Genomic DNA, 24731 nt, shown 5'->3' on the forward strand with positions numbered 1-24731 from the left:
GGGGGCGTTGGTCGGCCAGTCGCATTTGCCATGCCTCAACCTCCAATGAAGAGGCCAAGCATACAATGTAGTGAATTTTAGTTCCAGGTGACTAGCATGAATCTCGGATGTTACCATTTTAATGCCTGAAGAACCCGCCCACGTCGGTGGCGCCCCTTGTCGGGCGGCCTCCTCCGCAGGGGCATCTAGCCGGCTTGGGGCGCTTCTGGCCGCGACCTTGAAGATGACAAGGCCTGACCATCACGCCTATCGGCGGATGCATTTTGATCCCATGAAGTACAGTCTCGATGAAGAAGCCAGTTAATGTCGTTCGAGGGCGCCTAAAACATTTCTCCCTGAAATTCGCTGCACGAGGCTTCCTGCAAGAGTAACTCCCGGATCCAGACATTTCCGGGATCCTTGTCGTGGAGGGCGGGCCACTGGACAGCCTCAGTGAACCAGAGGGGCGGCAGCGGATGCTTGACGATCCGCAGGGGTATCGTTTGTTCGAAATACTTGACCAGGCGCAATGGGAGAATGGCTATACGATTGGTGCCCGGCAGCAAAGGCGGAATCAAGGTAAAACCTGGCACGACAAGTTCGACACGTCTCTTGAAGCCGTGCTCCAGCAATAGCCATTGTTCGAAGGAGGGCTTCAACGCACGCCCGAACTGGGCTGACACATGCCCCATCGATATATATCTTTCGAAAGAGAGATCCCCAAGCAACTGCTCATTCGTCGGGCAGCCGACGCACACGAGCGGCTCGGCAAACAGCTTCGCTTTGGGATGCGCGCTCGACATGAACAAGTCCGGAAGAATCAGAAAATCAACATCCCCGCGCCGGAGAAGCTCATAGGGATCGTCGTCTAGCGTCAGCAACTCGAAGCTGACGCCAGGAGCCTCCCGAGCCAAGCGCTCCACAACCCGCTCAAAGAATACAAGTGTCATGAAGTCCGAAAGGATGATCCTGAAACGGCGATCCGACTGGGCTGGACTGATCGGATCCCAAGCAATGATGGAGAGCTGAATGTGCAGCAGGGCCTCACGCACCGCTGGGGCGAGCGCTTCGGCACGCGGTGTCGGGATAAGTTCACGGCCCTGCATCGAAAACAGCTCGTCGCCAAAATAGGTGCGCAGGCGCGCGATAGCGGCGCTCATGGCCGGTTGACTGAGCTTGAGCCTGCGTGCCGCGGCCGTGAGCTTGCGCTCGGTCATCAGTGCGTCGAGCGCGACGAGGAGGTTTAGATCTAGGCCCCTAAAACGCATGTGCGGTATCCATAGCGGAGATGATTGTTCCCAAACAATCGATTTTCACACTACCATTAGAGAACCCTGAAGTTAACGAAATCAAGCTTCAGCGAAGGATTCTTCCTCATACCTCGCTGGACTGACGTTTCATTTCCTCATTCAATCCATCGAACGCCGGACGCGGCCGATTTTCCTGCCAAGCAGGCAGCGAGCCAAAGACAGGCGTCAGGGTCTTTTTTCAGTTGCTTGCTTAGGGCGATCGAGGACTCCGTGAGCCGAACGCTGCCAGCTCTTATGGGCTCATGTACCTGCGCGTCTCCCAGCGCGAGCGCGCCATTGAGTTGGCGGAGAAGGGCTTCGTCAGGGTCGCCGGAGGTGCGGAATTCGCCCACCTCGCCAAAACGCGGGAACTGCCTGCCGGTTCTCGTCATCTCTGGGCAATTGACGAGGTCTGGTCGCCGATCCCGTCCGCGTCAACTGCAGCAGGATCCAGACCAAGCTGAACGTCGAGCCCCCGCGGGTGCCGCCGGAGCGCGCCGACGATCTCGCCCGCATGTCGGCGCTTCCCGGTGCCAGCCAGGTCACCGCCGAACAGAGGGCGTATCGCGGCAAGGTAGAGGCCGACATCGAAGCGGCGGAGCCGATCGAAGAGGAGCGGGCGGCATGACCATCCAGCACCGCACCGTCGATATCGAAGCAGCTGCGAATCTCTGGAAGGGGATGACCTCTCTGCCTCCCGGACCGCCAAGCGCTTTGGCGGCAGCCGAAACGTCATTGTCGGACTGGCCTTCCGCGACCGCGGTCTATTCCCGTGGCGTGGTGATGCTGGGAAGAAGACCCGCGCACTGGGCAGCGAATGCTGCTAGCCTCTCAACACCGGCGGCCCGTACATGTTCTGCGCGCGGAAACAACGGACCGCTACTGCCGAAACCACCAATCAAGAGCCGATCGCCAACGGGGTACTTCATAGTCGTCCACCAAACACAATTCGATCGCCAGGCGCACCACTACGCTGTTGTCAAAGCGCGACTGACGGGAGAGCTGAAGCGCGTCATGATCCGGTGGACATGAGGCACGCCGCTCCGATCAAGCCTGCCCGGCTGAAAGCATCCGCCCGCGATCAGCAGAACGAGTTCATCAAGCACCGCTGCCAGCAGTTGAGGGTCTGCTGCAAAACCATCACCGCGGAGCGGCTATCGCCTCGCGTCAGAACCAGATCCTGATGGAGGTCAAAGCGCGGTGGCCTAATGCTCACGCCAGACGCCTTGGCGAGTTGTTTAACCGGAAGGCGAACTCCATTCGCGATCTCCTGGCGTCGTTGAAGCCCAAATCACCAGCTGGCCCATTACGCGGGAGGCGGTCGAAACAATGCGCCGGCTTCGGTCGCCCTTGGCGTTTGAACCGGGCGAAGCCTTCCAGTTCGACTGGTCGGAGGACTGGGCTTCTGGGCCGGCACGTCTTGCAACCGCCAACACCCAACCCTTCAGATCGGAACCTTTGACCGGTCGCGTCAGGATGGCGTTGGCCGCCTCGTAGAGCGCGGTCCGCACGCTGCCATCGCCGATCTTCAAGATGCGACCGCTATGATCGGTCTTGCCCTATTGATATTTCTTCGGCGCCAATCCGACGAAGTGCTCCGGCGCATCGACGCCCGCCACAAAAGTCAGCGTCACCAGGACGCCAACGCCGGGCGTCGTCATCAACCGCTGTGCGTTCTCATCCTGGCGAGCGATGGCGCGCGCTTGCGTTCAAAACCTGCTCCGCGATAACGCTGGCCTGCTCCGACGCCTCATCCTCGCAGTGCGAACGACGCAATGCGCGACCTGCGGTTCTTGGACGAGAGCCGGTTCCCCGACCTGACCAGCGACCAACGCGAGCAGTTCGCCTCCGTGGCCGCGGGCCCGGAGATCGTGAGCTGGATGCGCCTAATCACCTGGCTTGTACCTCGCCTTGACTCCCTGCCGAAGCAGATCAGGTACAAGTCCTTCGCGGTCCTGGCATCGCTCGTCAACACAGCGAAGCTGAACGGGGTGGATCCTGAAAATGCTTGCCGATGTGCTGGAACGCATTCATCTCCGGCAAAGTGAAGGCCCTACCGCATGGAAAGCCTCTTGCCGTGGGCAAGGCGGAACGCGAGGCCCATTGCAGATCGGGAGCGACGGGCGGCATGACACGAAACAGCCAAGGGACGACGACACGACCGAAGCTCGATGATGAGGCGTTCGAAGCCTTCATCAGGGCACGTCGTCCTGTGTCGCCGATCTGCTCGATGAGCGGTCTCGATGGTTATCTCACGGCTCTCATCATCGGCCCGAAGTTTATCGACCCACGTCAGTGGATCCCGGAGCTGGCTGGCCCAGAGGCCCTGAACCTGCCGATGGAAACAACCGAACATCGGGCCGTGGCAGACCATCGTTGCGGAATATAACCGCAATCGCTAGCCAATCAGGTCAGCTGTCCGTCCGCTACGCTAGCCACGTCCGGAACGCGCCCTCAAGTCGGACACTGAGCAGAGCATGGTGGTATCCCAGAAGCGGACATGCATAGATGCCGCCGAACTGCAGGTTTGCGCCGATACTGTTGAAAAACTCGGCATTGCGGGCACTTGGGACGCGTGATTCAATCCTCTGAGTGATTTGGCAGGGGATCAGGCGAATGATGGGAACGCAGGCGGCTCCGGCGCAGCTCTTTTACAATTTCAGTCTCGATGAGCATGTGCCAGCCGACCATCTTCTACGCCGGATCGACAACCACCTAGACCTCGATGGCGTCCGCGCGCAGTTGAAGCCCTACTACAGCAGCACCGGCCGTCCGTCGATCGATCCGGAACTGATGATGCGCATGCTAATCATTGGCTACAGCATGGGCATCCGGTCGGAGCGCCGGCTGTGCGAGGAGGTTCATCTCAATCTCGCCTACGTTTGTTTTGCCGGCTTGGACTGGACGGCAAGGTGCCGGATCATTCCAGCTTCTCGAAGAACCGCCATGGGCGTTTCCGGCAAAGCGATATCCTTCGGCATCTGTTCGAGACGGTGGTTGAGCGCTGTCTGGTACAGGGTCTTGTCGGTGCTGAAGGCTTTGCCGTCGATGCAAGCTTGATCGCCGCGGATGCCAACAAACAGCGCTCGGTATCGGGCGCAGAATGGAGCGCGCAAGAAGCGAAGGAGAATGCAGGCCGCTCGGTCCAGGAATATTTGGCGGTGCTTGATGACGCTGCTTTTGGTGCGGCTTCGCCGGTAACGCCGAAGTTTGTTTCCCCGTCAGACCCGGCCGCCCAGTGGACGGGTGCCCATAAAGGCCATGCCTTCTTCGCCTACGCCACCAACTACCTGATCGACACCGACCACGGCGTCATTCTTGATGTCGAAGCCACTCGTGCCATTCGACAGGCCGAAGTTGGCGCTTCACGTACCATGATCGACAGAACAGAGAACCGCTTTGGCCTGAAGCCGGGTTATCTGGTCGCCGACAGTGCCTACGGCTCCGCTGACAATCTGGCCTGGCTTGTGAAGGAAAAGGAGATCGCTCCGCATATTCCTGTGTTCGACAAGTCCAACCGGACAGACGGGACTTTCTCGCGTGCCGACTTCAATTGGGATGGCGAGGCCGATCGCTACATCTGCCCGGCGGGCAAGGAGTTGGTTCAGTTCCGCCGCACCTACGCGACGCCTCGATCGGGCATTACCAGTGAAGGCACCCGGCTCTATCGGGCCAGCAAGAAGGACTGCGACGCTTGCGAACTCAAACAGCGCTGCTGCCCGAACGCAGTTGCTCGCAAAGTCCCCCGTGATCTCAATGAGGATGCCCGTGACGTCGCCAGAGCCATTGCCGGCACGCCCGATTACGAGCGTTCACGGCATCGTCGCAAGAAGGTCGAGATGCTCTTCGCTCATCTCAAGCGCATCCTGCGGATGGCCAGGTTGAAACTGCGCGGTCCCTGTGGTGCACGCGATGAATTCCTGCTCGCAGCAACCGCACAAAACCTCAGAAGGCTGGCAAAGCTTAGGCCTTCACGCCTCCCAGCCGCCATGACTGCATAATGGCCTGCGGCTTGGAGCCTCCACCTGCGCCGGGTTCAGAGCCTTCTTCCCCCTGAAAACTTCGCAAGACAGTCGCGGAGGCTCAACTCCGAGTTTTTCAACGATATCCGCCAATAGGAGACATTGGGCTGTGGGGCCCACCACTAATTCCGCTATCTATGCCGGAAAGCGTCGACGAACGCCGAGAAGGCTGGCGAAGGATTGCGCCGGCTCGGATAATAGAGATGATAGCCTTGGAAGGTTGGACACCAGTCCGAAAGTACCTGCCGCAGCCGACCACGCTCGACATGCTGCAAGACGAGGTCCGTGGGCACGTAGGCAAGACCGATACCGTCCAATGCAGCGTCTATCGCCGGAGCGATGTTGCTCAAGGTGAGCTGGCCCTCCACCCGCACGCTGAACCCACGGCCGTCCCGCTCGAATTCCCGGGCATAAAGCCCTCGGACGTTGGAAGCCGAAGGTTGACGCAGTTGTGGCCTGCGGTCCTGCGGGTTTGACGGCGGCCCATGCCGCTCCAGATAGTCGGGCGAGGCCACGACGGAATATGACACGTCGGGTCCTATGCGCATGGCCACCATATCTCGGGCAACGGCCTCGCCAAGACGGACGCCAGCGTCGAACTGCCGCTCGACAATGTTGGTGAAGCCATTGTCGACGATAATCTCCACCGTTACGTCTGGGAAGTCCCGCAGGAATGCCGAGAGCCGACGGCGGAACACGAGCTCGACCGCATCGTCGGGGCAGACCACCCGTACGTCGCCGGAAGGCTTGTCGCGCAATGCGCTGATCGCGTTGATCCCTGCGGCGATGCTCTCGAAATGCGGCTTGTCCTTGCCCGTTCGGGGGCGCGGGTTGTCGAAAGAGCGAAAAGGAGCGAGTCGGCGAGCCTCTCTATTGTCCTTTGCGGAAGTCGCGACGAAGCGAGCCATGCAATGCTAGTCGCACGAGGGGAGTGCGAGCGAGCGCTTGACGCGGTGAGCAGAGGTTCCGCCCGAAACGGTTTTCGCAGATACGCGATACACCCGGCAGCCACCGCCTCGCGCTCAAGCGCTTCATCTTCGATCGCAGTCATGAAGACGACTGGAATTTCGGTACCAGCCTGTTTCAGGTGGCGCCAGCGCGGTGCTGAAACAAACTGATGCTTGCAAGTGAGTGCAAGGCAGGGTCTAGCGTTGTGAGAACCACGATAAGATGGCCGACTGCTTTCTGCCGACGGCAACTCTCTCCAGAATTGAGTTGAGACGCGGACAGTCAGCACTCCGGCCCCAGAGGCGACTTTCATCCCTCGCCTCGAAATGATTCGAAGCGTAGACCTTGCGATGTGCGATTTTAGAAGCAGAGAACGCGAACTCCCGCTGCTAGCATCCGGCAGCAGTCACTTCGCCGCCGCGAGCCGACCGTCGAGCGCATCGAGCACGCGGTGGGTCAAGGCAGCGTAATCACCGTCGAAATGATGCCCCCCCTCGATCGAGACCACGTCTACTCCGGACGATTTCAGATCCGGGCAAGCATCGTCTTCTTCGTCGGTGCCGTAGATGCACTGGACGAGCGAAGGATCGATCGCCTTTACATCGCTCACGGGGTCGCCGGCGCTTCCCTCGCCTTCAGCGCCGAGCCAGCCGAGGACGGAAATCTTGTAGTCGGCGTGATGCGACAGCGCCATGAGCGTAACCTGACGCACGCTCGCGCGGGTCGAGGGCGGTAGCAGATTGTAGGTGCCCGGCAGGATGTCGGCGCCAAAGGAATACCCGATCAGCAGCACGTTGCGAACGCTCCATCGCTTTCGATAGTATGCGATGATCCGCACGAGATCGTCGGCGGTGGCCTGCGGCTGCCGCTCCGACCAGAAATAGCGCAGCGAATCCACCCCGACCACCGGCACACCTCGCTGCTGCAGGGCATTGCCGACTTCCCGATCGATATCGCGCCAGCCACCATCGCCGGAATAGATCACCGCCATGGTATCGCGCGAGGGCTTCGCGTCGAGGACGGTGAGCGGCAGCCCGAACGGGTTGTCAGTTTCGTCGCTTTGCTCCAGATATCTCAAGAGTGCGCCGGACAAGGCGGCATAGGGGTTGTCCTCGATTTCCGTGGTTTCGATGTCTGAGTGCTTCGCAACGAGGGCCCCAACATGCTCGCGCCCCTCCGCGGACGCCGCGGCTGAAAACGTGATGCTTACCGGGTCCGGCAAGGGGCCATCGGTCAAGCCATAGACCATGCGATCGCCCTCCTGGTCCTTCTCCGCCGGCGTACAGAGCTGCTTGGTCAGGGTAATGCCCTTTTCGGGATCGACCGCAAAGGTCTTGCCGATCGTCGCGGCCGGCGACTGCCCGGCGATTGCCAGCGCCATGGCACCGCCGGCGCCGACCCCGGCGACGACCGGCGGTCGATAGGCACCGTTTCCAGCGGCGCGTTGAACCTGCTGGCTCAAGGATTCGATATCCGAGACGGTGTAGATGCAATCTCCGCCGTCCTTGGCGAGCGCTGCCAGATATGCCTTGAGGTCGACGCCGACGACGAGTGCTTTCTCGCCGGAAAGCGTGCGGGCAACGGCATCTTCCTTTTCCGTCCAGCCGTTCGCGTCGGAGAGCAGCACGACGAGCCCGGATGCGTCCTGTTTCGGAAAAAATATATGCGGCGATGGGATCATTCCTGTGTCGAATTTCGCCTCTTCGGCCGCTGAGGGGAGGCCTGCCGCCGCGACAATCAGCGCCGCCAGGGCAGCGCTATTCCAGATTCTTGCCGTGCTCGTCATTTCTTGATCACTCCCTTGATGCCGCCGCCGATCAGGAATGTCGCGTCCATGAGCGCGAGGACGGGATTGAGACCGCCGCTCGCCGCCAGATAACGCGGCTGCCAGTGCGGGTGGAACTTCGACTTGAAGGCGCGCAGACCTTTGAAGTTGTAGAAGCGCTCGCCGTGCTCGAAGAAAGTCCGGCCGGCCCGATCCCAGACCGGAGCCGTGCTGTGGGAGGACATGCCGGAAAGCGGCGCCATGCCGAGATTGAAGCGCCGGTAGCCTTGCGCCTTCAGGTATTCCATCAGCTGCGCGAACAGGAAGTCCATCGATCCCTTCGGCGCTTCGGGCGAAAAGCGCATAAGGTCGACGGAGCCCTCCTCCCTCACATCCGTAAGGAGGATGTTAGCGAAGGCGACGATGCGCCCCTCACACTTAAGGACCGCGACCGGCTGCGTTTCGAGGTAGTGCGGATCGAACGCACCGAGCGAAAACCCTTTTTCCCGTGCATTATGATGGGCAAGCCAGGCATCGGAAATGGCGGCGAGTTCCGGCAGGATGGCCGGTACGTCCGTGGGCTCCACCACCGAGAACTCAAGTCCATCGCGCTGGCCGCGGCTCACCTGGCGGCGCAAGGTCGCCCATTTGCCGCCCTTCATCTCGAACTGCCTGAGATCGACCTCTGCAAGCTCACCGAGGCGAAAGGCCCTTAAGCCCGCATCGGCGTAATAGGCAAGCCCGCGCGGCGAAACCTGATAGAACACGGCCCGGCAGCCGTTGGATCGCGCCATCTCGATGAACTGCCAGATAAGGTCCGGCCAGGCTTCCTGCGGACCGACAGGATCGAAAAGGGCGACCCAGGAGCGTCCCCAGCGGCCGTACATGATGAAGGCGCGGCCGTCGGGAGAGAACATGATGCTCTTGTCACCCATGCGCACGAGATTGGCGTCGGACATATCCTGCGTCTCGAGGATGGCGATCGCCCGCTGCATATCCTCCTTGGAGGCAGGCGCTATTGCAGTCGCGGCCGGACGCATCAAACTCCAGATCGCCACCGCGCTCGCGCCGATTGTCACTCCGAGCAGCGCTCGAAGGCCACGCGGCGCCTCCGCCGAGATTTCGAACTGCCACCAGAGTTCGTGGCTGTACTCGACGTTACGATAAACGAAGAGCAGGACGACGAGGGCGCCGAGGCAGATGACTCCGAGGGCAGTAAGCCAGGGCGGGGTCAGCGCCTGGCCGAAGAGCGAGGCCGGGCGAACGAAGAGACGGCGGCTCGCGAGCAATGCAACAATGAAAAACGCTAGCATGCCGGCTTCTCCGAGCGCTACCGCCTTCGCCAATGAAAGCAGCAGCGCCGCGAGCGCGATCGCGAGCGACGCCCACCAAGCGCCATCGAGGCGCAGCGCCAGCCCGCGCGCGACTATCACGAGCGCCAGCCCCAAAAGGCTCGCGAGGAAATGTGCGCCTTCGACAATCGGAAGCGAGACATAGTTCGAGAGGAGAAGCAGGTTTTCGTCCGGCGTCGGCGTTACGCTCGACAACACCAGCATGAGGGCAAGCACCAGTGCGAGGGTCGCGAGCAGCAGCGGCGTCATCCGTCCGCCGGCGCGGCGCAGGCTGGAGGCTGCCGGGTGGCCTGTGAATTGGCGGACCTCGATGCCGATGATAACGACGATAGCGATCAGCAGCGGCAGCAGGTGATAGATGACACGGTAGAGGACGAGTGCGCCGAGGATCGCGTCGACATCGGCAGCATGCCCGAGGGTCGCGACGATCACGGTCTCGAAGACGCCGAGCCCGGCGGGCACGTGGCTCAGCACGCCGAGGCCGACGGCCACGCAGTAAATCGCCAGGAAAGCCGGCCAGCCGATCGTTCCGGTCGGCAGCAGTACATAGAGAACCGTCGCGGACGCCGCGAGATCGAGCGTTGTTATCAGGAACTGGCGGGATGTCGTCCTGGAGGCCGGCAGGCGCAGGGTGATGCGGCCGATGCTGATCTCGTGACTGCTGCGTGCCGCAACCATGATCGCCAGCATGCCGGCGAGCACGACGGCGGCTATCGTGCGCAGCCAGAACGCATCAAGTCTCGTGAGCGGCGCCACATACTCGGCGACGGCAAGCAGGCTGAGACAGGTGACCGCCACAAGCCCCAATCCGAAGGCGAGCGTGACGAAGGCGACGACGCGGGCGATGTCGTCCGGCTCCAGGCCAAGGCGGGAGTAGGACCGGTATCGGATCGCGCCGCCGCTCAAGGCGCCGAAACCCGCCGTGTTGCCGACAGCATAGGCGCAGGCGGCCGTCAGCGCGACCTGCGCATAAGGGAGCTTGCGTCTGATGTAGTCGAGCGCGCCTAAATCGTAGAAGGTGAGCGTCAGGAAACTCAGGCCGGTAAAGAATATTGCCGTCGCCACTGAACGCCAACTCGTATCGGCCAGCGCCGACACGACGTCGTCATACCGAACCTCGGCCGTCAGATGAACGATCGCGGCTCCGAAGAGCGCGATTACGACCAGTGTGCCGACGGCGGTGAGATAGCTCTGATTGCGCCTCAGGAGGAGCCGCCATCCGGTTTGAGCCAACCGCACCTGATTTGCCTCAGCCCTGCCTGAGAAAAGCGTCATGAATAGTCCTCCTCTCGTTCACCCGTGGATTACCGCGTCGCCTGGATGGCGGCTTCGAGCGTCGAACAAGCCTTTGATGCCCTCAGACGGACACGGAGGAAAGGGCCACCAGAGCCGCCGTTAATCGGCGAGCCCGCGAATTCTTGGCTTCTACAGATCTGGCCATGACATATTTCCTTCTAGTAAGTCGAAGTTGCCGATCGCGGCATCTCGGGCAAAGCACACAGTGTGCCAGATGATAGATGGTTGATTTTACGTGATGTTTTCCGGACAGTGGGCGAACAGGAGTGGATATCAACCACTCAGAAAGGGCTAATCCACCAGTCGTTTGGCCTCGGCTTTCATGAAATCGACAACGACCCGCGTCCCGGGGTCGCGTGCGTGGACGGTCACAACCGCTCCGAGCTTCACCGCCATGGCCTCGATGATGAGCTGCCCAAGCCCCGTCGAGCCTTCTGCGGGCGGCAATCGGCTCCCCAGTCCATCATCCTCCACGCACAGGCAAACGCTATTTCCTGCCGGCGCATGTAGCGCAACACGAACGGGCCCCTCCCCGCGGGGGTATGCGTGTTTCATCGCATTGATGATCAATTCGGTGACAATAACGCCGACTGCCACGGCACGGTCTGGGTCTATCGCGACCGGATCGGCCGCGAGAGAGAGCCACCCGTTCGCGCCGGCCGCGGAGGCGCCAATGTCTACGACGAGCGCATGGAGATAGTTGTCGAGCGCGACTGTGCGCACATCGTCTGACGTATAGAGGCGCTTGTGCACCTGGGCGATGGCAAGCACACGGCCATAGGCAGAGGCGAGCGCCGCCTTTACATGGGGCTCATCGCTCATGTCGCTTTGCATCAGGAGGAAGGTAGAGACGAGCTGCAGGCTGTTACCGACCCGGTGGTTCACTTCGCGAAGCAGCACGGCTCTTTCAGCCGCGAGCGCCTCGAACCGGTCACGCGCGGCTCGCACTTCGGCTTCCGCCTCCTCCTTTTCGCGCCGCAGGTCCGCCTGAGCAAGGGCGCCTTCAATCGCCACCCGCAACAGCGCGAGAAACTCGCCACCAACATCCTTGAGGACATAGTCTGTCGCGCCTGCCTTCAGTGCTGCGATCGCAACCCGACCCTCCTCCGAGCCGGTCACATAGACCACCGGCGGCGGATCAGGATCGGCGCGGATGGAAGCGAGTGTCTGGAGCCCATCCTGGCGGGGCATGTAGTGGTCGAGTGCCACAACATCGATGCCGCCCGCGCGCAAGTGGCGAAGCCCCTCGTCGCCTGTGGCAGCAAGCTGGACAATGTAGCCGTGCCGCTCGAACTCCTTACCGACCAGACGCCGAAGGGCTGGATCGTCGTCAATGTAGAGCACCCTGCCCAACGCCATTAAGAATTCTCCGCCACTTGTATGACCGAGAAAAAGAGCCCCAACTGCCGGATGGAATGAGCGAAGCTTTCATATTCGACCGGCTTGGTGATGTAGACGTTGCAGCCAAGATCATAGCAGCGCTTGATCTCGTCCTGATCGTCCGTCGTTGTCAAAACCACGACGGGCGAGCGCTTCAGATGTTCGTCCGCCTTGATGCGTTTCAAAATGTCGATTCCCGTCATGTCCGGCAGGTTGAGGTCGAGCAATATGAGCAACGCCCGGCCGGCATGCGAACCGCCCGCTCCAGGCTCGCCGAACAGGTAAGCAATCGCGCTCGTTCCGTCGCGGAAAGCGACAATGTCGTTACGTACGCCGGCACGCCTGATGTTCTTTTCGATAAGGCGCGCGTGACCCTTATCGTCCTCGATCATGACGATCGTGACGTGCCTAGTCATGGGTTTTCTCCTGTAAGGCGCTCGCCGTGCGACGCGGCAGTGTCACGGTGAAGGTGCTGCCGCCGCCGGGACCGGAGCGGACTGTAATGGCGCCGCCGAGGCGGCGGACAAGAGTTCGTACATAAGTGAGGCCAATGCCTTCCCCCGGGCGGTCCTGAGGGCCTGAACGGCGGAATATCTCGAAAATGCGTTCGCGATCCATAGGATCGATGCCTCGTCCGTTGTCATTCACCTCATATACGACCTCGGAAGCCGTCGTGCGACCAGTCACCTGAATCTGGCCGGGAATGCCGTCGCGCAGGTACTTTAGAGCGTTCTCAAGCAGATTGGCGAAGATCTGCTCGAGAGCAAGGCGGTCGCCGACGCAGGACGGCAGGGAATCGATGATGATCAGAGCCCCGGCCTCGTGGGACTGGTAGCTGAATCCGTCCGCCGCCGTTTGGGCCAGCTCGGTCATATTGATCAGTTCCAGGCGGAGCTCGCGGCGGCCTTCGCGGGTGAGTTTGAGAATGGCTTTGATCAGCCGATCCATGCGCGTGATCGAGTTCTTGATAAAGTTAAGCGCTTCATCAAATTCCTCCGCAAGCCGCTCGTCCGGCTCAGGGTCAACCTCATGCCGCGCTCTGAGCAAGGAGATGCGTCCGAAGAGCTCCTTTCGCAGCACCTCCAGTTCACCGGTAAAGCCCATGATGTTGACGAGCGGCGAGCGCAGATCGTGGCTGACGATATGGGCGAAGTGCTGGATCTCCTCGTTGGCTTCCCTCAGTTCGGCAGTGCGTTTCGCGACCGTTGCCTCCAAGGACTCGTTTGCCTCTTCAAGCGCTCTCTGGGCGATCTTCAGCCGGCTGGTCGAGTGACGCACCAAGGCAACCGACGTGGTCGCCAGAGCGATTATCAGTGATGCCCCGAAAAGGCTGGCGATCAGGAGCAAGTGCGCGGTGCTTTGCGAAGCGCCGATTGCTTCTGACAGCAACTGTTGCTCGTGCCTGACAAGTTGCGCGATATTTATCCTAATGTCCTCGGCACGTGACTGCACCAACGCATCATTTCCAAGGGCGGGGGAACGGTCGAGCTCGCCGTTTTGCCCTTTGGCAGCGGTGTCTTCGAGAAGAGCGAGTTCTGCCGTTACGGCCGCCTCAAGCCTGGCGACAAGCGGCTGGCGGCTTTCCTTCCCGACATCACTGGACAAGGCCGCCTTGGCTTCAGCCAGTGCATTTTTGACAGCCTCTATGTCGGCAAGAAATGCGTCCCGGTAGCGTCCTGCTCCGGTAAGTAGCAACCCGCGCTGATCGCTCTCGGCCCGCCAGACCTGACCCTGTAAATCAAGGAGTTTTTCCTTGGCGGTGAGCGTCCACATCACCTGCTTCGAGTCACCGCGCGTCTGGGCGACCAGCCACACGGATGTTCCGCTGATCATTGCCAGAATCGCAAAGCCGAGCGCGAGAAGAGCGGGCTGACTGGCGGCGAGGGAAGAAGAAAATCTCGATATCATGTTGGCATTCGCCCTTCAAATCCGCGCGACAGCAAGCTGTCGCGGCTCACTGCTGATCCAGATCGGGCATTAAGCACAGCAAACATGTTGCGCAACGGTTTCCATGATCACGGCGATACAACAGGCTCTCTTTCCATCCAGCCGCTCTCCCCGCTCCTATTATCATCCTGCGCTCTCCCGAATTCGACTCCTTTCGCCTCCACACCGAAGCCGGCCAGTAGCGCGACAGCGACAGCGACGACGCCGACGACTACGGCAAGGGCGAAAGCATAGTCGCCGGTGTAGTGCTCGGCGAGCCCGGCCTCAGGGTTCCATTGGCGGAGGCGAGAAGGTTTCCGAGTTGATAGGTGAAGCCCGGAAACGTGCCGCGGATTCCGTCGGGCGACAGTTCATTAAGGTGCGCGGGGATGACGCCCCATGCGCCCTGGACAGCGAACTGCATGAGGAAGGCGCCGAGCGCCAGCAGCAGCGGACCGGAAGAGTACACCCAAAGCGGAATAACCGGAATGGCAAGCAGCGATGCCAACACGATAGCGCGCCGGCGGCCGATCCGTTCCGATAAGAGCCCGAAGGTGATGCCGCCGAGGATCGCGCCGACATTGTGAACAACCGCGATCGTTCCAACGGTCGTCGTTGAGAACTTTCGCTGCACCTCGAGGAAGGTTGGGTAGAGATCCTGCGTGCCGTGGCTGAAGAAGTTGAAGGCCGTCATCAGCAGCACAGTATAGACCACAAGTCCAACATGCCGCCGCAGTGTGCGCCACAATGCGCTCCGATCAGGCTTTTGGCGGTGCGCCAGGGAGACAGGCGATTCCTCGATATGTGAGCGGATATAGAACACGACGAGCGCAGGCAGCGCGCCGATCATGAACATACCGCGCCAGCCCACCAGTGGAAAAAGCAGGAAGAAGGCGAGAGAGGCGAGGAGATAGCCCGCCGGATACCCGGCCTGTAGGAGCCCCGAGACGAGGCCACGCGTCTTCGGCGGGATCGTCTCCATCGTCAGCGACGCCCCGACGCCCCATTCGCCGCCCACGGCGATGCCATACAGCGCTCGCAGAATGATCAGCACCGTCAAGGTCGGCGCGAAGCCGGACGCGAATTCGAGTGCCGAATAGAGGAGGATGTTGACCATCAGTGTCGGCCGCCGGCCAAACCGGTCGGCGGCGTAGCCGAAGATGAGCGCCCCCAAGGCCGCGTGGCCAGCGTCAGCGTGAGAGCGATGGTTACCCGCGCAATATCGGCCCCGAATTCCTCAGCCACATATTTCATGACAAAGACAAGGATAAAGAAATCGAACGCGTCGAGCGTCCAACCAAGAAAACTCGCGACGACCGCGTTGCGCTGCGGCGACGTCAGTGAGCGCAGATTTGATAGCACGGATATGGGCATGGTTTCCTCCTAGCCTCTGGCGGTCCGCTGTCACTGACTTGGTGCGCATTCGCTCACGATCGTGCGGCGTAGACCCGGCGCCGCCGGTTCCACCAGGACGGGCAGCACTTTTGCCTATCGGCCTTCCGCCCTGGACCTTGATCACCAATCAAGGAACGGGCCAACAGCGACGGTCGAGAGTTCACGAGGCAGCTTTCCTAGGGAAACAGGCGTCTGCAGCCATTCCAGTTCAAGTGGATCGGTCGGCGTGGATGGCTTCGTTGGCTTCGTTCCGGGCCACTTCAGCCAGTTTGGTGGTTTTCAACCACCTCACTAAGGGATAAGCGTAAAGTAACCACAGGCAGGATCGCGCAGGCGCCGAAAGTCGAGGTACGCCAAAAGTCGAGGTACGATGAGTGACGAGCTTCTGATCATCGAGGACGACGCCATGCTCGGCATCGATCTCAAGCGGCATTTCGAACGCGTAGGCTGGAGGACGCGCCTCGTCCGCAGCCTCGGGGAGGCTGGCTCTTTCGTGTTCGGGCCTGGCTACGAAGGGCTCGTCGTGCTGTCGGATCTGCATTTGCCCGACGGCAATTCACTCGACCTCCTCGAACGCGCCCGTGGCGAGGGCGACAGCCGCGAATGGATCTTTCTCACCGGATTCGGGGAGGCACCGGATGCGGAGCGAGCCAAGCGTCTTGGTGCCTTCGATTTTTTGACCAAGCCGATGGACCGCGAGCGCCTCGAGCGCATCGTTACCGCGGCGCGACGCGGCGCGCGCGCCCAGAGGCGGATCGCCGACGAAGCCTCGCAGCAACGCAACCGCTACAGCCCGGCCGCCTTTGTCGGCCGTAGCAAGGATGCCGAACGCGTACGCGATACGCTTGAAAGGCTGTGCCAAATCCCGCTCAGCAGTGTCATCATCTCGGGAGAGACTGGCAGCGGCAAAGGCCTTGCCGCGCGCATTCTGCACCACAGCGGCACGCGCGCCAACGGCCCCCTGATCGAGGTAAACTGCGCAGCCTTGCCGCGCGACTTGGTAGAGTCCGAGCTTTTCGGCCACGAGGCCGGTGCCTTTACCGGAGCAAAGAGCAACCATCGCGGCTTCATGGAACAGGCGACCGAGGGCACGCTCTTTCTTGACGAAATCGGCGAACTCGATCTCGATCTTCAGGCAAAGCTCCTCAAGGTGCTCGAGGACAAGGCGATCCGCCGGGTCGGCGGCGAGCGGATGGTACCGGTCGACGTGCATGTGGTGGTAGCGAGCAATCGAAACTTACGGGAACTCGTCGCCGAGAAGGCGTTTCGGGCAGATCTCTATCATCGCCTCAGCGTTTTCCAACTCGATCTCCCGCCGTTACGGGCCCGCAAGGCGGATATCGACGAGATCGTCGCCGGTCTCATCCCGGAGTTCAACGCTATCGCCGGCAAGCGGGTTAAACGCGTTCCCCAAGCCGTGCGGGCGCTCCTTGCCGCCTACGACTGGCCGGGAAATGTGCGCGAACTTCGCAACGTCGTCGAGCGGTCGGTGCTTCTCTCCACCGGTGAAGAGCTGCCGGCCGAATGGCTGCAAATCGCGCCCGACGGTGCGCCGGCGACGATGACCGCTGCAGGCGACCTCATCTTCCTTCCCTTGGACGGTTCGATGAACTTCGACACGATGGAGAAGCTGATCGTCGAGGCGGCCCTGCAGCGTGACGGCTACAATGTCATGGCAGCGGCGCGAAGGCTTGGTCTCACGCGCGAAACCCTGCGCTACCGCATGGCCCGCCACGACCTGCAGGGGCAGAACGCGCCGCAACGGTGAGAGCGAACGCAAGCCACCGATGAGTGGTGGATATCCACCTTCTACTCTCCAGTCTCTCCCAATAACTTAGTCCCAACAACAGGTTACCCTCTGGTGCGGCGCTTGCTTCTCATAGCTGTGGCGCGTCGCTCCCGTTGTCCGGTCGCGGTCGCCACCTTGGATGGAGGCAATTGGGTGCCGACCATTCCGACAGAGCACTCGGACGTACACTGGTGGAGGCTTCGATGCACTTGAGCCAACTTCACTACCTTCCTCTTCCGGCGCCATTCTTTTCCATCCTGGGGCTGTCGTTCCTCGTTCTGGCGCTGATCCAGGCGGGAATGTTGCAATATGCGTATGTACGCCTCGGCATCAGCGCTCGCACTGCGCTGCTCCTTCTCCTAGGATCACTGCTCGGCAGTTATCTCAATCTGCCTCTGGTGGAATTGCCTGGGCAGGAAATCCTATCCGACCGTGTGGTCGATTACGTCGGCATGCGTTACCTCGTGCCAGTCGTCGTCGATTGGCCGGGCACGATCATCGCGGTGAATGTCGGCGGGGCACTGATCCCGACATTGATTTCGGTCTATCTGCTTTCGAAAAATAGGCTGTGGGGCCGCGGCTTGCTGGCAACCGCCGTTGTCGCCGCCGTGTGCCACTGGCTCGCTCGACCGGTGCCGGGCCTCGGCATTGCATTGCCGGTGTTCGTTCCCGCGGTCAGCACCGGCCTCGTGGCTCTGCTGCTTTCCCGGCAATATGCCGCGCCGCTAGCTTACGTCGGCGGCAGCCTTGGCACGCTCGCCGGCGCGGACCTGCTCAATCTCGGGAACTTGCAAGGACTGGGCGCGCCGGTGGCCTCGATCGGTGGGGCCGGAACATTCGACGGGATCTTCGTTACTGCAGTCCTTGCCGTGCTCATCGCCAGCATTCCCCGGGGTCTGCGCGGCTCGCAGACGAACCAGCTGCCCGCATCGGCCGGTATTCCGGAAGCCGTGCACACAGTGCCCGTGAGGCTGGTCGAAATCAGCCATGACATGGGCGCAATCCCCCAATCCGGATCGGCCCGGAGACGAGGATGAGGGAAAAGGCAAAACGAACAAGGTGTTGCTGTACCGGCACGTGGCTTGCTTGATCATGATAAGGTCCAACCCTTACCGACAGGAGCTATCATGCGAGCTTCAGATCTTCCGCTGAAAAACGAGAGCATTGCCGAGCTGGCCGACCGCTGGTTGGACGAGGAGCCCGGGGACCTTACCGAACTCGAGCAAAGGGTGTTGCGAAGCGCCATCGCGAAACGCGCAGTTTCGACAGACCGCAACGAGGCTTACAACAAGGAGCTGACAGTTGGCGAGCGTGTTGCGGATGGGATTGCCCGCATAGGCGGCTCTTGGATGTTCATCTTCGCTGCCTTAGGATTTCTGTTGCTATGGACCGTCGCCAACAGTCTGCTGCTCGGCCGCGACCAGTTCGATCCCTACCCTTACATTCTGCTCAATCTCTTGCTGTCAATGCTTGCTGCCCTCCAGGCGCCGGTGATTATGATGTCGCAAAATCGTCAGGCGGCACGAGACCGTATGGATGCCGCGCACGATTATCAGGTCAATCTCAAGGCCGAGATAGAGATTTTGGCGCTGCACGACAAGCTCGATGAAATGCGCCTCAAAGAGATCTTGCAGATACGGGACCAATTAACTGGCCTCACAAACCAATTGCAGCGCATTGAAAAAAGCAGGCACTTCCGGGAGTCCTCCAAATCCAAATCCATAATATTTTTTTAAATATCTAAAGTTTAACATCGCTTCCCCACTCAGAGATAAATGTAACTGGAAAGATTTACTTCTTGAAGTTATTTCCGAGAAAGGCTTTCTCTTCCGAAGCACAGCAACTGGAAAATATTTGTCACATTCGTGAAGAATAGAATCAAATTATTATTGATGTGACATCCAGATAAGCATCGCTCATTATTGTTCTTGAGGCTGAATACTGCCTGCGACCGAAGGCCGCGACACGACAGTGTGAGACAGCCCCCACAGGAAGCTCACCGCTTCCAAATTCAGGAGTTACAAGAATGCTCTCGTTCATCAAGACATCGGCGATCGCAGCCCTCACCCTGTCCTTGGCTGCAGGGGGCGCCTTCGCAGCCAACCACCACGGGCACGAGGATCGCGGCTTTTCCGCGCGGGGCCCCGAGAACGGCAGTTACTACCAGGGGATCTACGGTGACGACGGTGTTACGATCACGGCAGCACCGGTATATCAGACCACAACTGCCACAGCCGTGAGTGCACCACGGCTCAGCAAGATTCTCAGCGAGCTTCGCGCTGCCAATCAACGCATGAAAAGCAAGCGCTCGGTTGGCGAACTCACTACAGTGGCCCTCAACAAGCTGCGGCACGAGGCGGCGATACACACCTGCTTTGGCTGGCCATTACTGCCATTCGGGGGTTAAATGACGACCGACACTGAGGTTGCCCCTATCAGCGAGCCAAGAATGAGCAAGCGCGGCCAGCTTTCTAGACGCGCCATCCTGGCAGCGGCGATCGGCGCCAGTGCATCGCGTTTTGTGCCTTCCCGTAGCTTCGCGCAGGAAGCTCGGCCACTCCCACCGGTGGATGTCACCTTCCTCTTTGCTGCCGATATCCATGCCTGTCGCATGGCAAGCGGCCTCAGTCCCAAGTGCCAGGACGAAGGAAAGACGGACGAAAACCTGCTTCGCCACATTGCCGCGTTGAATGGGATAACGAGGTATCAGTGCCAACAAAAATTGCCGGAAGGTTGATGCTACTCTGAGACGGAATCGAAATGGAGGCCTGTCCCGAGCGATGTCGGGCCGCGCCCCAACCCTTGATTTCGCTTCAATGATAATCAATAATAATCATTGTGATTGAAAATGAATCGGCAGGAGCCAAACATGGAAACGAAGGTGCTGACGGCGCACGTACCTCTGCCGCTCGCCGAGAAAGTCGATCAGATCGCGGCCCGGCTTGAGCGCTCGCGCGGGTGGATCGTCAAGCAGGCGCTGACCGCTTGGGTCGATCAGGAAGAGGAGCGCCGACGCTTGACGCTGGAAGCGCTTGCCGACGTCGACGCTGACCGCGTTATCGATCACCAGGCCGTCCAGGCCTGGGCCGACAGTCTTGATAGTGACAAGCCGCTATCTTTGCCGCTGTGATGAAGCTTGAGTGGACGAGTAAGGCAGTCGCCGATCTTGGGCGCCTCTATGATTTCCTGGCACCGGTAAATCGGCAAGCTGCGGCTCGTACTGTGCAATCGTTGACGAGCGCTCCAGCACGCCTGCTCGAACAACCGCGTATCGGCGAACGGCTGGAGGAATTCGACCCTCGAGAGGTTCGGCGAATTCTCGTTGGCCATTACGAAATACGGTATGAGATCCGGCAGTCGACGATCTACGTGCTGCGGCTTTGGCATACGCGTGAAGACCGTTAGGAAGGTGCCAAACGGAAAGGCGTTCTTGTGGCAAAGGGAAACTGTCCTGTGACAATCGGCGAGGATGCGATCCTGCGCCGCGCCGAGGAACTCGACGCGCTCGGCGCCATCCTGCCCTTCGACTGGCGCGACCAGCTCGTCGCGCTGCTGACCGACGACGACGTCGCCACACTCAAGCATCTGGCGCAGGAGGGCATGGGCGAGAATACGCTCCGCGCGCTGGCCTCCGACCTCGGTTACCTCGAGGCCTGGTGCCGCCTCGCCACCGGTGACCCCCTCCCCTGGCCGGCGCCGGAAGCACTGCTCCTGAAGTTCGTCGCCCATCACCTCTGGGATCCGGTCAAGCGCGCCGAGGACGCGGCGCACGGCATGCCGGCGGCGGTCGAGGCCGGGTTGCGCGCCGAGCGCCTGCTCAGGGCCCTCGGCCCACATGCGCCCGGCACGGTGCGGCGACGGCTGACCTCCTGGTCGATCCTCACCCGACTGGCGGGGCCTGACCAGCGCCTTCGGCGCACCGTCGCTGAAATCCGCCCTACGGCTTGCCGTTCGCGCCAGCGCCCGGCCGCGCCAACGCAAGAGCAGGAAGGCAGTTACTGGCGACGTGCTCGCAAAGCTCCTCGAAACATGCGCCTCCGATCGACTGGTTGACGTGCGCGATCGGGCCCTGCTCCTGACCGCCTCCGGCGGCCGTCGCCGTTCCGAAGTGGCGGGATTGCACGTCGGGGATCTCGTTGACGAGGAACCGGTGCGCGCCGATCCAGCCGACAAGAATTCCCCTTCCCTCCCCTGTCTCAGTCTTCATCTCGGTCGCACCAAGACGACCACAAGCGATGATAGCGAGCATGTGTTGCTGATCGGCCGGCCAGTGAGCGCCCTGAAACATTGGCTGGCAGAAGCTGCGATCAAGGAAGGACCGATATTTCAGCGCATCGATCAGTGGGGCAACATCGACCGTCGGGCGCTCACGCCGCAATCCGTCAAGCTGATCCTGAAGCGCCGTTGCAAGCAGGCCGGTCTCGATGCGGCGCTGTTTTCGGCGCACGGCTTAAGGTCCGGCTATCTGACCGAGGCTGCAAACCGAGGCGTCTCACTGCCAGAGGCGATGCAGCAGTCGCTGCACAAATCGGTGACCCAGGCGGCCAGCTATTACAACAATGCGGAACAAAAGAATGGACGAGCGGCCCGGCTGATCGTCTAAGCGTAACTATGCCCGAAGAGAGCATCGGCTCGGTTCTCAAACGACCCCTATTCTTCCGGCTCCGCTTCCGCCGCCGATCTATCGTGCTCGTCAGCACCCGATGCTGCCCTGCCCCAGGCCTCAGCACGCTGCATCAGCGACGCCATCTCTGCCTTCAAGCGATGCGAGCGTTGCAGGTCGGCGGCGTGCGGCGTTCTGGCGGGGATCGTAGAAAACGCCGAACGCCTCGCCAGCTGCCTGTCGTGCAGTCTCCAATTGTTCTTTCAAGCTCTCCAGCTCGGCTTTCGCCGCAAAATACTGTCTCATCACCGCGATGAGCTCGCGCTTACTGGCGCTGATTTCCACGATCCCTCCTCCTTGGAATTCCTCATTGAGGAATTGACCGATGAGGATGGCAAAATCGCGATAGAGCTCCTGCTAAAAAGACAAAAGCCTGGTGCGGGAAGAGATGCACCGGGCTGCATAGTGACTGACAGCCTGCGAGGAGGAGAGCTGTCGGCCGAACCGAGCGGGTCGGAGCGGGCGCACCGCTTTACCAGTGGGATGCTGCGTGGCGCAGGCATCCGAGCCACGTCAGCTTGCTTCGAAGCCGTCGGCAGCGAAAATTTGCACGCCACCCTGCATTTGCTGACGACGCGACATGTCGATAAATTGCGATTCCATCGACACGTTCTCATGACATGTCGTCGCCATCGACATTTCCGGCTATCTTTTTCGGTCGGAAAGGAAGCTTCAGAGCCGTTCCGGCCGGACCGACCTAAACGATCCGCCAGCCTTCCTTCTAAACAGAACGCCGAAACAAAAATCATCCGGAAAGCCTGCGGCCGTCGCGTGCGGCCCCGGCAGAACTCAAGTTCGCCGGAGTTGACCTCCTCACCTGCGATCCTTCATTTCGCAAACATCGTCGCGGTATGTACAATTCGGGTGTTCTATGGTTCAGGAAGATGTCGGTCGTTGCAGGAAAGGTTCTGTCCACTGTCAACGCCCCTTATGGGACGACCCTTTCGGCTGAGCAGCTGGCGTCGAAGATTTCCGATCCTGCCAGCGCAGTCTCTTTCGATCCTTCAGCATTTTCCTTCTTTTCCGAGGTCGACGAGAGTATTCAGATCTCGTTCCTGGACGAAATGCACGTTGATCCGACGGCCGCCTCCGATCTGGCACGGAAGTTCTCCTTACTTGCTGGATACCCCCTCCCTTTGGCGCGGACCGGTCAGCAGATGTTGCTACCTGTTTGAACAGGCTTGCCGCATCATCGAACAAGCAAACTCCGAACCCACTATGATCGACAGTTGGACTTTTGTCGGACGAAATGAAAAACTGCCCCCCCCCCTAATGCCTCACCGAAGAATGTTACCGAACGATTTGGCGGGTGGAAGAACTGGCGTCATCCAATCGCCATTGAGGTTCTCAAGGGCCGACTCCTGACGCCAGGCTTTCACTGCCATCTGCACGTCCGCAGGCTTTTGTTCGTGAAGCGTGTCTGATCGACGTTCATCAGCCGCTGCAGCACGACGGCTGCCGAGAGTGTCGGCTCAGCTTCCAGCCATGACCGAATCTGAGCTTCATACGGCCCAAGCATGGTCGGCCTCTTCGGATAGGGTTTGGTCCGCCGATAGGACCTTTTATGCGTAGGTCGCACCTCCCCAGCTTTCCAAGCCGTCTTCAGATTAGCGGTGAAGCGCGGCAGGTCGATGACGACAGGTTCCTCAGGCGTTACTTGCGCTCCGCGCCGATCGACACGTCTGCCCAAATCCTCCTGCGCCGCACGGATGGCAGTGAAGAGCATTACCGGGTCCGCCGTTGCTAACATCGCGTTCAGGCCTCCGCCTGCTTCGCTCCGCCCCTTTCGGCGGAGTGGAAAACGGGAGTGAGCCGGAAGTTGGTCTTTGCGGGCCTTAATGAAGTCGCCCTATGCGACGAAGCGGCAACACGCACGCCAAAAAGCACTGAGCGAGAAGGGATTCGTACAGCGAGTGGCGCCGAACTCCGAGCGTCGCATCAAATTCATGCATCGTTTGGCCATCATAGATTCATAAATGTTGTTGGACAGCTGAACCTTGAGCGACGAATCTTGAGGGCATGACCCAGCACTGGTTCCGCTTATATGCTCAACGAAGCGACACCACTAAAAACATGGCACGCTTTTACGCCATGTCGATCGAACCGGATCTCTTCGGCGGCTCCGCGCTCGTCCGTCGCTGGGGTCGCATCGGCACTCGCGGTCAGGAGCGCATTGATTTGTTTACGGATGACCTCCAAGCGATCAGCCCCTTCCTTTTCTTGGCCCGCCAGAAGCGAGCCCGCGGCCACATGCCCAAACCGCTCTCTTGACCTCTGAAGGGTGTCTGCCTCTGATATTGAGTTCGTTCGGACCCGGCGGCGGGTCGCCATATTCGGCAGAGCGGTGGGATGACGCCAGACGCATCCGATTGGCTCAAAGTAGCCGCACCCCTTCAGCAGTGTAACGCCACGACGACACGGCAGGTGACGTCAGCTGGTTTCTTTTCCCCGACGCCAGTGTTGCGACCTCGCTATTCGGCGTCAGATCGTTCCAGCATCTTCTTCAGCCGAAGGTTCTGTGCACGAAGCCGTTCAGCCAGTAACCGCTTGAGGCGCTGTCGTCTGCGTCCAGCGTGGCACGCGCGTCGACGGAGATCGAATTGTCGACAGTCCCGGTCTGCGGCTTTCGATCCTCGACCCCAACCTACGCATTGTGCGCAATCGTCTGGGCGAGGGCGCGCTTTCGAGAAGTGCCGGTTGATGTCGTTCGACGCTGGTGTCGCTTGGCATTTAACTAGAGATTGCTGTACAAGTGATTTCAGTCAGTTGGCGTGTCAACCTCTTCTACCGCAACATGCCGCGGCACTCGGTCGACATCGACCTGGCCTATCTGCCGATCCAGGACCGCGAAACAACGCTAAAAACACCGACACAATTCTTGAGCACATCCGCGAGGACCTGCCGCGCGATTTTTGCGTGGTGTGAGC

General features: G+C 60.4%; 19 protein-coding genes and 8 pseudogenes. 15 read left to right on the top strand and 12 right to left on the bottom strand.

What is annotated here, in order from left to right:
* Positions 1-320: 320 nt before the first annotated feature.
* Positions 321-1247 (bottom strand): transcriptional regulator NodD2, encoded by a 927-nt coding sequence (gene nodD2, locus FB009_RS30305; protein WP_011970740.1) that lies wholly within the window; start codon positions 1245-1247, stop codon positions 321-323.
* Between the two features lie 231 nt (positions 1248-1478).
* On the opposite strand from nodD2, the pseudogene FB009_RS33840 reads away from it, so the two are divergent.
* A pseudogene (locus tag FB009_RS33840) lies at positions 1479-1896 on the top strand (hypothetical protein); the annotation flags it as partial.
* Positions 1893-2199, top strand: a pseudogene (locus FB009_RS33480) (GcrA family cell cycle regulator). The pseudogenes FB009_RS33840 and FB009_RS33480, both read left to right, overlap by 4 nt.
* Positions 2200-2506: 307 nt before the next feature.
* On the opposite strand, the gene FB009_RS33485 reads toward FB009_RS33480, so the two are convergent.
* On the bottom strand, positions 2507-2800 hold the full coding sequence (locus FB009_RS33485) for a hypothetical protein (RefSeq protein WP_018210635.1): 294 nt from the start codon (positions 2798-2800) through the stop codon (positions 2507-2509).
* Between the two features lie 408 nt (positions 2801-3208).
* Here FB009_RS33485 and FB009_RS34000 point away from each other — a divergent pair.
* The 3 pseudogenes from FB009_RS34000 to FB009_RS30340 all read left to right on the top strand — a co-directional run.
* A pseudogene (locus FB009_RS34000) lies at positions 3209-3400 on the top strand (transposase domain-containing protein); the annotation flags it as partial.
* Positions 3397-3661: pseudogene (locus FB009_RS30335) on the top strand (UPF0149 family protein); the annotation flags it as partial. The pseudogenes FB009_RS34000 and FB009_RS30335, both read left to right, overlap by 4 nt.
* 223 nt (positions 3662-3884) lie before the next feature.
* Positions 3885-5269: pseudogene (locus FB009_RS30340) on the top strand (transposase).
* Between the two features lie 152 nt (positions 5270-5421).
* Here FB009_RS30340 and FB009_RS30345 read toward each other — a convergent pair.
* From FB009_RS30345 to FB009_RS30375, 7 genes and pseudogenes are all read right to left on the bottom strand, one after another.
* A complete protein-coding gene (locus tag FB009_RS30345) occupies positions 5422-6198 on the bottom strand; it encodes a LysR substrate-binding domain-containing protein (RefSeq protein ID WP_011970743.1) in 777 nt (258 codons plus the stop codon).
* A gap of 446 nt (positions 6199-6644) precedes the next feature.
* Positions 6645-8024, bottom strand: coding sequence for a virulence factor family protein (locus tag FB009_RS30350; protein ID WP_011970744.1), 1380 nt, complete (start codon positions 8022-8024; stop codon positions 6645-6647).
* Positions 8021-10630 (bottom strand): acid-inducible protein LpiA, encoded by a 2610-nt coding sequence (gene lpiA, locus FB009_RS30355; protein ID WP_011970745.1) that lies wholly within the window; start codon positions 10628-10630, stop codon positions 8021-8023. The genes FB009_RS30350 and lpiA overlap by 4 nt, the downstream gene beginning before the upstream one ends.
* Positions 10631-10942: 312 nt before the next feature.
* Positions 10943-12010 (bottom strand): acid-responsive two-component system sensor/response regulator FsrR, encoded by a 1068-nt coding sequence (gene fsrR / locus FB009_RS30360; RefSeq protein ID WP_145162669.1) that lies wholly within the window; start codon positions 12008-12010, stop codon positions 10943-10945.
* Positions 12010-12447: an acid-responsive two-component system response regulator TcrA gene (tcrA, locus tag FB009_RS30365; protein WP_011970747.1), complete on the bottom strand. Its 438-nt coding sequence runs from the start codon at positions 12445-12447 to the stop codon at positions 12010-12012. The genes fsrR and tcrA overlap by 1 nt, the downstream gene beginning before the upstream one ends.
* The gene (gene tcsA / locus FB009_RS30370) at positions 12440-13939 is read right to left on the bottom strand and encodes an acid-responsive two-component system sensor histidine kinase TcsA (protein WP_011970748.1); all 1500 of its coding nucleotides are present in this window, start codon (positions 13937-13939) and stop codon (positions 12440-12442) included. The genes tcrA and tcsA overlap by 8 nt, the downstream gene beginning before the upstream one ends.
* Before the next feature lie 107 nt (positions 13940-14046).
* A pseudogene (locus tag FB009_RS30375) lies at positions 14047-15325 on the bottom strand (MFS transporter).
* A 397-nt stretch (positions 15326-15722) separates the two neighbouring features.
* On the opposite strand from FB009_RS30375, the gene FB009_RS30380 reads away from it, so the two are divergent.
* The 8 genes and pseudogenes from FB009_RS30380 (at position 15723) to FB009_RS30415 (ending at position 21744) form a co-directional block, all read left to right on the top strand.
* Positions 15723-17120: a sigma-54-dependent transcriptional regulator gene (locus tag FB009_RS30380; RefSeq protein WP_102045632.1), complete on the top strand. Its 1398-nt coding sequence runs from the start codon at positions 15723-15725 to the stop codon at positions 17118-17120.
* 224 nt (positions 17121-17344) lie between these two features.
* A complete protein-coding gene (locus tag FB009_RS30385; RefSeq protein ID WP_011970750.1) occupies positions 17345-18178 on the top strand; it encodes a DUF1614 domain-containing protein in 834 nt (277 codons plus the stop codon).
* 90 nt (positions 18179-18268) lie between these two features.
* Positions 18269-18877: a DUF1003 domain-containing protein gene (locus FB009_RS30390; RefSeq protein WP_127581955.1), complete on the top strand. Its 609-nt coding sequence runs from the start codon at positions 18269-18271 to the stop codon at positions 18875-18877.
* 290 nt (positions 18878-19167) lie between these two features.
* Complete coding sequence (locus tag FB009_RS30395; protein ID WP_011970752.1) at positions 19168-19548, top strand: hypothetical protein; 381 nt, start codon at positions 19168-19170, stop codon at positions 19546-19548.
* Positions 19549-19878, top strand: a complete 330-nt coding sequence (locus FB009_RS30400) for a hypothetical protein (protein ID WP_011970753.1) — start codon at positions 19549-19551, stop codon at positions 19876-19878.
* 132 nt (positions 19879-20010) lie between these two features.
* Positions 20011-20271 carry a CopG family ribbon-helix-helix protein gene (locus FB009_RS30405; protein WP_011970754.1) on the top strand — a complete coding sequence of 87 codons (261 nt, stop codon included), beginning with the start codon at positions 20011-20013 and terminating at the stop codon, positions 20269-20271.
* Positions 20271-20546: a type II toxin-antitoxin system RelE/ParE family toxin gene (locus FB009_RS30410; RefSeq protein ID WP_024325581.1), complete on the top strand. Its 276-nt coding sequence runs from the start codon at positions 20271-20273 to the stop codon at positions 20544-20546. The genes FB009_RS30405 and FB009_RS30410 overlap by 1 nt, the downstream gene beginning before the upstream one ends.
* 27 nt (positions 20547-20573) lie before the next feature.
* A pseudogene (locus tag FB009_RS30415) lies at positions 20574-21744 on the top strand (site-specific integrase).
* A gap of 120 nt (positions 21745-21864) precedes the next feature.
* On the opposite strand, the gene FB009_RS30420 reads toward FB009_RS30415, so the two are convergent.
* Positions 21865-22089 carry a hypothetical protein gene (locus FB009_RS30420; protein WP_225996840.1) on the bottom strand — a complete coding sequence of 75 codons (225 nt, stop codon included), beginning with the start codon at positions 22087-22089 and terminating at the stop codon, positions 21865-21867.
* A 228-nt stretch (positions 22090-22317) separates the two neighbouring features.
* Positions 22318-22443, bottom strand: a complete 126-nt coding sequence (locus FB009_RS33730) for a hypothetical protein (RefSeq protein ID WP_256380305.1) — start codon at positions 22441-22443, stop codon at positions 22318-22320.
* Between the two features lie 245 nt (positions 22444-22688).
* Between FB009_RS33730 and FB009_RS30425 the strand changes: the two genes are divergently transcribed.
* Positions 22689-22979 carry a hypothetical protein gene (locus tag FB009_RS30425; RefSeq protein ID WP_024325582.1) on the top strand — a complete coding sequence of 97 codons (291 nt, stop codon included), beginning with the start codon at positions 22689-22691 and terminating at the stop codon, positions 22977-22979.
* An 844-nt stretch (positions 22980-23823) separates the two neighbouring features.
* On the top strand, positions 23824-24075 hold the full coding sequence (locus FB009_RS30440) for a WGR domain-containing protein (protein ID WP_011970757.1): 252 nt from the start codon (positions 23824-23826) through the stop codon (positions 24073-24075).
* A gap of 200 nt (positions 24076-24275) precedes the next feature.
* On the opposite strand, the pseudogene FB009_RS33490 reads toward FB009_RS30440, so the two are convergent.
* A pseudogene (locus FB009_RS33490) lies at positions 24276-24520 on the bottom strand (hypothetical protein); the annotation flags it as partial.
* Positions 24521-24731: the final 211 nt, after the last annotated feature.

This window comes from Sinorhizobium medicae, from assembly GCF_007827695.1.
Classification (GTDB): domain Bacteria; phylum Pseudomonadota; class Alphaproteobacteria; order Rhizobiales; family Rhizobiaceae; genus Sinorhizobium; species Sinorhizobium medicae.

Coding starts and splice junctions, on each gene's coding strand:
- tcsA (WP_011970748.1), bottom strand. CDS start 13,939: ATGATATCGAGATTTTCTTCTTCCCTCGCCGCCAGTCAGCCCGCTCTT.
- fsrR (WP_145162669.1), bottom strand. CDS start 12,010: ATGGCGTTGGGCAGGGTGCTCTACATTGACGACGATCCAGCCCTTCGG.
- FB009_RS30380 (WP_102045632.1), top strand. CDS start 15,723: ATGAGTGACGAGCTTCTGATCATCGAGGACGACGCCATGCTCGGCATC.
- FB009_RS30395 (WP_011970752.1), top strand. CDS start 19,168: ATGCTCTCGTTCATCAAGACATCGGCGATCGCAGCCCTCACCCTGTCC.
- FB009_RS30425 (WP_024325582.1), top strand. CDS start 22,689: ATGTCGGTCGTTGCAGGAAAGGTTCTGTCCACTGTCAACGCCCCTTAT.
- lpiA (WP_011970745.1), bottom strand. CDS start 10,630: ATGACGCTTTTCTCAGGCAGGGCTGAGGCAAATCAGGTGCGGTTGGCT.
- FB009_RS30440 (WP_011970757.1), top strand. CDS start 23,824: ATGACCCAGCACTGGTTCCGCTTATATGCTCAACGAAGCGACACCACT.
- tcrA (WP_011970747.1), bottom strand. CDS start 12,447: ATGACTAGGCACGTCACGATCGTCATGATCGAGGACGATAAGGGTCAC.
- FB009_RS33730 (WP_256380305.1), bottom strand. CDS start 22,443: ATGTCGATGGCGACGACATGTCATGAGAACGTGTCGATGGAATCGCAA.
- FB009_RS30385 (WP_011970750.1), top strand. CDS start 17,345: ATGCACTTGAGCCAACTTCACTACCTTCCTCTTCCGGCGCCATTCTTT.
- FB009_RS30410 (WP_024325581.1), top strand. CDS start 20,271: ATGAAGCTTGAGTGGACGAGTAAGGCAGTCGCCGATCTTGGGCGCCTC.
- FB009_RS30345 (WP_011970743.1), bottom strand. CDS start 6,198: ATGGCTCGCTTCGTCGCGACTTCCGCAAAGGACAATAGAGAGGCTCGC.
- FB009_RS30405 (WP_011970754.1), top strand. CDS start 20,011: ATGGAAACGAAGGTGCTGACGGCGCACGTACCTCTGCCGCTCGCCGAG.
- FB009_RS30390 (WP_127581955.1), top strand. CDS start 18,269: ATGCGAGCTTCAGATCTTCCGCTGAAAAACGAGAGCATTGCCGAGCTG.
- FB009_RS30350 (WP_011970744.1), bottom strand. CDS start 8,024: ATGACGAGCACGGCAAGAATCTGGAATAGCGCTGCCCTGGCGGCGCTG.
- FB009_RS30400 (WP_011970753.1), top strand. CDS start 19,549: ATGACGACCGACACTGAGGTTGCCCCTATCAGCGAGCCAAGAATGAGC.
- nodD2 (WP_011970740.1), bottom strand. CDS start 1,247: ATGCGTTTTAGGGGCCTAGATCTAAACCTCCTCGTCGCGCTCGACGCA.